Annotated in this window: 6 protein-coding genes; 4 read left to right on the top strand and 2 right to left on the bottom strand. The window is 70.6% G+C overall.

Annotated features, from left to right (window positions below):
• Nucleotides 1-59: 59 nt before the first annotated feature.
• Nucleotides 60-209 (bottom strand): hypothetical protein, encoded by a 150-nt coding sequence (locus tag MKK67_RS30195; protein WP_243972455.1) that lies wholly within the window; start codon nt 207-209, stop codon nt 60-62.
• A gap of 371 nt (nt 210-580) precedes the next feature.
• On the opposite strand from MKK67_RS30195, the gene mnmG reads away from it, so the two are divergent.
• From mnmG to MKK67_RS30175, 4 genes are read left to right on the top strand one after another with little or no spacing between them, the layout of a single operon-like run.
• Nucleotides 581-2,470 carry a tRNA uridine-5-carboxymethylaminomethyl(34) synthesis enzyme MnmG gene (gene mnmG / locus MKK67_RS30190; RefSeq protein WP_243972453.1) on the top strand — a complete coding sequence of 630 codons (1,890 nt, stop codon included), beginning with the start codon at nt 581-583 and terminating at the stop codon, nt 2,468-2,470.
• Complete coding sequence (rsmG, locus tag MKK67_RS30185; RefSeq protein WP_243972451.1) at nt 2,467-3,102, top strand: 16S rRNA (guanine(527)-N(7))-methyltransferase RsmG; 636 nt, start codon at nt 2,467-2,469, stop codon at nt 3,100-3,102. The genes mnmG and rsmG overlap by 4 nt, the downstream gene beginning before the upstream one ends.
• The gene (locus MKK67_RS30180; RefSeq protein WP_243972449.1) at nt 3,099-3,992 is read left to right on the top strand and encodes a ParA family protein; all 894 of its coding nucleotides are present in this window, start codon (nt 3,099-3,101) and stop codon (nt 3,990-3,992) included. The genes rsmG and MKK67_RS30180 overlap by 4 nt, the downstream gene beginning before the upstream one ends.
• 59 nt (nt 3,993-4,051) lie before the next feature.
• Nucleotides 4,052-4,972 (top strand): ParB/RepB/Spo0J family partition protein, encoded by a 921-nt coding sequence (locus MKK67_RS30175; RefSeq protein ID WP_243972447.1) that lies wholly within the window; start codon nt 4,052-4,054, stop codon nt 4,970-4,972.
• A 231-nt stretch (nt 4,973-5,203) separates the two neighbouring features.
• Here MKK67_RS30175 and holA read toward each other — a convergent pair whose 3' ends face one another.
• Nucleotides 5,204-6,247: a DNA polymerase III subunit delta gene (holA, locus tag MKK67_RS30170; RefSeq protein ID WP_243972445.1), complete on the bottom strand. Its 1,044-nt coding sequence runs from the start codon at nt 6,245-6,247 to the stop codon at nt 5,204-5,206.
• Between the last annotated feature and the right edge of the window lie 5 nt (nt 6,248-6,252).

Genomic DNA, 6,252 nt, shown 5'->3' with positions numbered 1-6,252 from the left:
GCACCTCAGGATGAGGGCGAGGACGGAATATCTCCTCCGGTCTGAAGCGCCGTGGGCGCCTACGACCGGCTGAGAAACATCCCGGTCAGCAGCAGCCCGAAGGCCGCCAGGCCGAACAAGCCTTCCTTGCGCTGCGTGGGGTCGAAGAAATGGGCGGCGGCGCCCGCCGCGCAGCAGGCGACGCCCAGGCCGATCGTCAACGCGGACATGGCAATCCCTCCTCATCGCGCGTCGCCCTCGACGCTGCGAAACAGTCCCATTCCCGGGGCCTGCCGGACGCCGTTGTCCGTTCAGGATTTCGTTTGTATTCGGATGCTGGCACGACCGGCGAAAACGATCAAGACGCGAATGATGTCTTGAAGTCCCCAGAGAACCGATCGCGATGTCTGCGCCAGTCCTCGAGTCGGGCCGCGATGACTGTCCGATCGAAGGTGAGGACTGTAGTCATTGCGCTGGCGCGCGAGGCGCCCGGTCATCGGCGGTATCAGGCCACGACAGGAAAGCGCCCTCCCCGCCTCGATCTAACGGTCCTGCACCCGGATGCGTTGACCGGCCCGGCCGCGCCCGCGTAATCACCCGCATGCTTACCACCTCATCCGACCGGTTCGACGTCGTGGTCGTCGGCGGCGGCCATGCCGGCGTCGAGGCGGCGGCTGCGGCCGCGCGCTGCGGCGCCCGCACGGCCCTGGTCACCCACGACCCCGCCACGATCGGGGCGATGTCGTGCAATCCCGCCATCGGGGGGCTCGGCAAGGGCCATCTCGTGCGCGAGGTCGATGCCCTGGACGGGTTGATGGGCCGGGTCGCCGACGCGGCCGGCATCCAGTTCCGGCTGCTCAACCGCCGCAAGGGGCCGGCCGTGCGCGGTCCCCGCACCCAGGCCGACCGCAAGCTCTACGCCGCCGCCATGCAGGCGGCCATCGCCGAGACCGACGGGCTCACGGTGATCGCGGGCGCCTGCGAGGATCTGGTCCTCGACTCGGAGGGCCGGCTCTCCGGCCTCGTGCTGGCGGATGGGCGGACGATCGCCTGCGCCGCCGTGGTGCTCACCACCGGCACCTTCCTGCGCGGGCTGATCCATATCGGCGAGCAGCAGATCCCCGCCGGCCGGGTCGGCGAGGCGCCAGCGATCGGGCTGGCCCAGACCCTCGACCGGCTTGGCCTGCGGCTCGGCCGGCTCAAGACCGGCACCCCGCCCCGCCTCGACGGCCGGACCATCGACTGGTCGGGCCTGGAGATGCAGGAGGCCGATGCCGAGCCGGTGCCGTTCTCGACGCTGACCCAGAAAATTACCACGCCGCAGATCCGCTGCGGCATCACCCGGACCACCCAGGCGGTCCACGACCTGATCCGGGCCAACCTGCACCGCTCGCCGATGTATTCCGGCGGCATCGCCAGCCGGGGGCCGCGCTACTGCCCGTCGATCGAGGACAAGGTCGTCCGCTTCGGCGACCGGGAGGGCCACCAGATTTTTCTGGAGCCCGAGGGGCTGGACGACCCGACCATCTACCCGAACGGCATCTCCACGGCCCTGCCCGAGGAGGTCCAGCGCGCGATCATCCGGCTGATCCCGGGGCTGGAGCGGGCCGCGATCCTGCGGCCGGGCTATGCCATCGAGTACGATTACGTCGACCCACGCGAGCTCGATGCCGGGCTTCAGGTGAAGCGCCTGCCTGGCCTGTTCCTGGCTGGCCAGATCAACGGCACCACCGGCTACGAGGAGGCGGCCGGCCAGGGGCTGGTCGCCGGGCTCAACGCCGCCCGCCGCGCCGGTGGGCTCGACGTCGCGACCTTCGACCGGGCCGAATCCTATCTCGGCGTTATGATCGACGACCTCGTGACTCATGGGGTCAGCGAGCCGTACCGGATGTTCACCTCGCGCTCGGAATACCGGCTGTCCCTGCGGGTCGACAATGCCGACGAGCGGCTGACGCCGCGCGGCCTCGCGCTGGGCTGCGTCGGCCGGCACCGGGCCGATCATTTTTCGGCTTCGCAGGCGGAACTCCGAGAAGCGCGCGGCCGGCTCGATTCCGTCAGCCTCACCCCAAGCCAGGCAGCGACGCATGGGATCCTACTGAACCGCGACGGCATCCGCCGCAGCGCGTTCCAGCTGCTGGCCTATCCCGAGATCGCCTGGGGGCAGCTCGCCGCGATCTGGCCGGCGCTGGCCGAGACGTCACCGCGGGTCGCCGACCGGCTCAAGACCGACGCGACCTACGCGGTCTATCTCGATCGCCAGAACGCCGACATCGCCGCCTTCCGACGCGACGAGGCCGTGCGGCTGCCGGCCAGCCTGGATTATGCCGGGATCAGCGGCCTCTCGAACGAGATGCGGGTGAAGCTCGAGACCGTCCGACCGGGCACCCTCGGCCAAGCCGCCCGGATCGAGGGCGTGACTCCCGCCGCCCTCACCCTGTTGGCCGCCCATGCGCGGCGGGCCGCGCCCGATGCCGGGCGTCGCGCCCCGTGAGCGATCCGGACCGCGCTCGAATCCTCGCCGCCTCCGGTGTTTCACGTGAAACAGCGGAGCTGCTCGACCTCTACGTCGCGCAGCTCCGGCGCTGGCAGCCGATCAAGAACCTCGTCGGCCCGGCCACCCTGGCGGAGGTCTGGAACCGCCATATCGACGACGCGCTCCAGCTCCTCGACCTCGCCCCCGAAGCCCGGACCTGGCTGGATCTCGGCTCCGGCGCCGGCATCCCGGGCCTGATCCTCGCCATCGCCGGCCGCGAGCGCGGCATCCAGGTCGATCTAGTCGAGAGTAACGCGCGCAAATGCGCCTTCCTCACTGAGACCGCCCGCCTCACCGGCGCGCCGGCGCGCGTGCGCAACGCCCGGATCAAGGCGGTGATCGGCGATTACCAGGGCGTCGATATCGTCTGCGCCCGGGCGCTCGCGCCTATGACGCAGCTCCTCGCCTGGACGGAGCCGCTGTTGAAAACGGGCACCACCGGGCTGTTTCCGAAGGGCCGGGACGTGCAAGCTGAATTGACCCAGGCGGCCGCGCAGTGGAGAGTCGTTAACGACCTCGTGCCGAGCCGGACTGATTCCGAAGCCCGGATCGTGCGCGTCACTGCCCTCGCCGCCCCGAGCCATCGATGACCGAAGCGATCCTCGGCGATTCCGCCGACCGGTCCGTGGATCCGTCCGCCGATCCCGTCTTGACCCCTGCCGAAAGACCGTCCGTGCGACATCCCCTGCGGATCCTGGCGCTTGCCAACCAGAAGGGCGGCGTCGGCAAGACCACCACGGCGATCAACCTCGGCACGGCGCTGGCGGCGATCGGCGAGGACGTGCTGGTGCTCGATCTCGACCCGCAGGGCAACGCCTCCACGGGGCTGGGCATCGATCGGGCGCGTCGTCACGTCTCGACCTACGACGTCATGACCGGCGAGGCGACGCTGGCCGAGGCGGTGATCCCCACCGCGGTGCCGCGCCTGTCGATCGCGCCTTCGACCATGGATCTCCTCGGTCTGGAGATGGAGCTGGCCACCCTCCCCGACCGCGCCCACCGGCTGCGCGGCGTGCTCAAGGACATCGCCCACGCCAAGGGCCTGGAGCGGATCAGCTACGTGCTGATCGATTGCCCGCCCTCGCTCAACCTGCTGACCATCAACGCGCTGGCCGCCGCCGACGCGGTGCTGGTGCCGCTGCAATGCGAGTTCTTCGCGCTGGAGGGTTTGAGCCAGCTGCTCCGCACCGTCGAGCAGGTCCGCGGTGCGCTGAACCCGAAGCTGACCATCCAGGGCATCGTGCTGACGATGTTCGACCCGCGCAACAACCTCTCCGCCCAGGTGGTGGCGGATGTCCGCGGTTTCATGGGCGACAAGGTCTACGAGACCGTGATCCCCCGCAACGTCCGCATCTCCGAGGCGCCGTCCCACGGCAAGCCGGCTTTGCTCTACGATTTGAAATGCGCCGGCAGCCAAGCGTATCTGCGCCTCGCCTCCGAGGTGATCCAGCGCGAAGGCCGGGTGCCGGCGGCGGCCTGACTTCTTGTGATCCCCTAAAAACCGGGGATCGAGTGCGGAGCGTGACACGGGTGACAAGGATGGCGGAGGAGGGGGCACGACCCCGTCTCGGGCGCGGGCTCGCGGCGCTGATCGGTGATTTCGGCGATGCCGGACAGGCGGCCAAGCTCGACGGGAAGATCGAGCCGCAGCGCAAGGTCCCGGTGGAGTTCCTGCGCCCGAACCCGCGCAACCCCCGCCGCAGCTTCGGCGAGGCGGAACTGGCGGAACTCGCGACCTCGATCACCCAGCGCGGCATCATCCAGCCGATCGTGGTGCGGCCGCTGGCCGATGTGCCGGGGGCCTTCGAGATCGTGGCCGGTGAGCGGCGCTGGCGGGCGGCCCAGAAGGGCGGGCTCGACGAGGTGCCGGTGGTGATCGTCGAGATCGACGACCGCGCCTCCCTGGAATTCGCCATCCTGGAGAACGTCCAGCGGGCCGACCTCAACCCGATCGAGGAGGCGTCGGGCTACGAGCGCCTGATGCAGGACTTCGCCTACACCCAGAAGGAGCTGGCCGAGATCCTCGGCAAGAGCCGCAGCCACCTCGCCAACACCCTGCGGTTGCTCAACCTGCCGCCCGCCGTGCAGGACCGGGTCACTGCCGGGGAACTCACCGCCGGCCATGCCCGCGCGCTCCTGGCGGTGCGCGATCCCGAAGCCCTGGCCCGCCGGGTCGTGGCCGAGGGCCTATCGGTGCGCGAGGTCGAGGCGGTCGCCGCGTCCGAGGCCGCCGAGGCTGCCGCCCCCGACACCCCCCGCCCCGGCCGCCCGCGCCTCTCGGCCGAGCGCCCTGCCCCGGTCCGCGACCTGGAATTGCGGATCCGCCGGGCCCTGGGGGTCGAGGTGATCTACAAGCCCAAGGACGAGGCATCGGGCGAGATCCGCATCCGCTACGAGACCCAGGACGAGCTCGAGGGGTTGCTCAACCGGTTCAAGGTGTCGGAGCCGGAGCAGGGCTGACGGCGGTTGCCGGGGTTCGTCCAGCGCCCGGCCGCACAGCGACGCGCATCCGAATCATCTCCCTCATCCTGAGGTGCCGGAGCGCAGCGGAGGCCTCGAAGGAGGCCTCCAGGGATCGCATGGCTGGCTGGAGGGCTCCTTCGAGGCTTCTCCGCAGCACCTCAGGATGAGGGTGTGGGTGGGATCGATGCAAGCCGTCTCGCTTCCTCGGAAGCGAGGCTGACACGATTCCTAGCGCCGCCGCCGCGCGCCCGCCTCCGCCACCCGCAGCAGCGCCGCGGAGGCCAGGGCGTGCGCCAGCTCGGGCTCGGCCCGCCGGCAGGCCAGGATCGCCTCCTGGAGGGCCTTGACCGCCTGCCGCAGGGTGCCGGCCGGCCAGGTACCGAGCTGGCCCTCGATGCTGGCCTTGCGCTTGAAATGCAGCCCCCGCCAGGAGGCCACCATCAGGGATGGCGTCTTGTCGGGGTTGTCGAGGCGTGTCGCCAGCAGGGTCAGGGCGTGCCGCAGGGCCGAGCCGAGCACCACGCCGGGATCCAGGCCCTCGTGGCGGAACCGCCGGTAATCGCGCTCCACCGCCTCCCGGCGCCCGTCGAAGGCGGCGTCGATCAGGGTGTTGAGCACGCTGGCCGCGACGTCGCTGGTGATGGCCTCGACATGGTCGAGGGTGACGACCTTGTCCCCTTGCCCCTCCCCGCCCGCGTAGAGCGCCAGCTTCTCGATCTCCATCAGGCTGGCCCGGCGGTCGCCGCCGAGGCTGCGGGCCAGGACTTCCCGAGCAGCGCGATCGATGCGCAGCCCGCGCTCCTGCAGGGTGCGGTCGATCAGATCCGAGAGCGTGCGCTCGTCGTCGGCGTAGCAGGGAATCGCCAGCGCCTTGGGCGAGCGCTCGCACAGGACCCGCATCGGGTTGTTCTTGGCGAGGTCGCCGCCCTCCACGACGATGCGGGCATCGGCCACCTCGGCGGCGAGCACCGCCTCGACGGCCGGCGCGTAGTTCCGGCTGCCCGGCCGTACCCAGATCGACCGGCGGCCGCCGAACAGGCCCATGGTCCCGGCCTCGTCGCAGAGCCGGCCCGGATCGGAGGCGAGGGTGTCGCCGTCGATCCGCACCAGCGCGAAGGGATCGCCCGGGTCGGTGACGAAGTCCTCGGCGAGTTTTCGCGCACGCTCGGTCACGAGGCCGGTATCGGGCCCGTAGACCAGGATCACCGGGATGCGCGGATCCGGCCCGCGCCGGATCAGGCCCTCGATCTCGCCCGCCTTGACCGCGGTCAAAGCCG

It is taken from the genome of Methylobacterium sp. J-072 (genome assembly GCF_022829425.1).
Taxonomy (GTDB): domain Bacteria; phylum Pseudomonadota; class Alphaproteobacteria; order Rhizobiales; family Beijerinckiaceae; genus Methylobacterium.
This window is presented reverse-complemented; position numbering and strand designations above follow the sequence as displayed.